The organism is Candidatus Infernicultor aquiphilus, assembly GCF_002784285.1.
GTDB lineage: Bacteria > Atribacterota > Phoenicimicrobiia > Phoenicimicrobiales > Phoenicimicrobiaceae > Infernicultor > Infernicultor aquiphilus.
This window is the reverse complement of record NZ_PFKO01000267.1, coordinates 1-1,882: the sequence shown is the minus strand read 5'-3', so window position 1 is coordinate 1,882 and position 1,882 is coordinate 1. Positions and strand designations below refer to the sequence as shown.

Here is a 1,882-nt window from a genome sequence, read left to right as displayed (position 1 = left end):
TATCTGATTTAAATTTACGTATACTCCTTCGTTTTTTAATTGCTTCTATTAATTCCACGGTCATCTACTCCTTTTCCTTTTTAGTTTTTTCATTTTCCCAGTTATATTTTTCTACTAAAAAATATTTCTTTTTAATTTTATCATATTATTTTATTAAAGCAATTATTAAAACCCAATTAAAATTTTACTGCTATTTAGGGGCACGATGCATCTTACCCACAGGAGAAATTAGGTAATAATATGGCGAGGGCACAATTCATTGTGCCCCTACAACATAATTATAATCAAAAAGTCATAATTTACTATAAAATTATCTGCAACGCACCATATATATAATCTTTTGAAATATTGATAAAAATTGTCCTAAAAACTTGACAAGAAACATTCGTTTACTTTATAATATAAACAGACCATAAATTATGCTAATACTAGTATAGGTATAGCGATTTATTATTTAAATTCTTTAAAGGAGGCTAAACATGTTTCGAAAAGATTCCCTTGCCCCAAATCATGAAAAGACTCTTCAGTTGATTCAAAAAAATATTAGAGAGAGAGGTTATCCGCCCACGGTTCGGGAAATCTGCAAAGCCGTAGGAGTAACTTCTTCTGCTACCGCCCATAAATATCTTACCATCTTAGAAAAGAAAGGTTATATCCACCGAGAAAAAGAAAAATCTCGGGCCATTCAAATTATACCCCAAACCAGGAAAGTGCCCGTAGTAGGAAGTGTAGCTGCAGGAAAGCCCCTGTGGGCAGCAAAAGACATTACTGAATTTATACCTATTCCGGAAGAACTTTCTGGTAGTGAAGGAAGCTTCATGGTAAAAGTTGAAGGTGATAGTATGATTGGCGATCATATCCTTGATGGTGATTATGTCCTGGTTAACCCTCAGCAAGATGCAGACAATGGAGATATTGTCATCGCTCTTTTAAACCAGGAAGAAGTTACCATAAAAAGGTTATACAAAAAGGACGATCAGGTTATTCTACAACCTTCTAATCCTCTTTATCAACCTATCAATACAAAAGACACTATTATCTTGGGTAAAGTTATCGGAATTTTAAGACGATTTAAGGGAGGGAAAAAATAGTAAAGATGCTATATATCGGCACTTCTGGTTTTAGTTATAAAGATTGGATAGGAACCTTCTATCCCGAAAATACCGAACCAAAAGAAATGATTAAGTTGTATGCCCAAAAATTTAAGGTTACCGAAATTAATTCTACTTACTACCGCATACCTCATCCAGCATCTTTTTATTATTTACAACAAAAAGTTCCTGCTGAGTTTAAATTTGCAGTAAAAGCTAACCAGGGAATGACTCATAGCCGAGAAGAAAATCCCACTATCTTTAAAGATTTTAAAGAATCTATAAAACCCTTGTCTGAGGCAGGTAAATTTGCCTGCGTGTTAGCTCAGTTCCCTTATTCTTTTTATAATACTACCTCCAATCGGGATTATCTTCTCCGCTTCAAAGAAAGAATGGAAGATGTAGCTCTGGTAGTAGAATTTAGAAATTCTTACTGGATAAATAATGAAATATTCAGAATTTTAAAAAACAACAATATAGGTTTTTGCTGTGTAGATCAGCCCCAAATTAAAGGTTTAATTCCTCCTCTAGCTGAAGCTACTTCTAACTTAGGTTATGTTAGATTTCACGGTCGGAACAAGGCCAATTGGTGGGAACATGAAAAAGCTTACCAAAGATACGATTATCTTTATACTGAAGAAGAATTAAAAGAATGGATTCCTAAAATAAAAAAGATTGCCGCAAAAACTACCGACCAATATATCTTCATGAATAATCATTATAAAGGTAAAGCAGTTAAAAATGCCTTGATGTTAATTAAACTTCTCCGAGAAGAAATAAAGGCTGGGGAA

Annotated in this window: 2 protein-coding genes; both read left to right on the top strand. The window is 33.5% G+C overall.

Annotated elements, in window-relative coordinates:
- Nucleotides 1-479: 479 nt before the first annotated feature.
- A complete protein-coding gene (lexA, locus tag COZ07_RS07290; RefSeq protein ID WP_406607912.1) occupies nt 480-1,091 on the top strand; it encodes a LexA family transcriptional regulator in 612 nt (203 codons plus the stop codon).
- 5 nt (nt 1,092-1,096) lie between these two features.
- Nucleotides 1,097-1,882, top strand: a 786-nt coding sequence (locus COZ07_RS07285) for a DUF72 domain-containing protein (RefSeq protein WP_406607911.1), incomplete at its 3' end; no start/stop codon positions are given.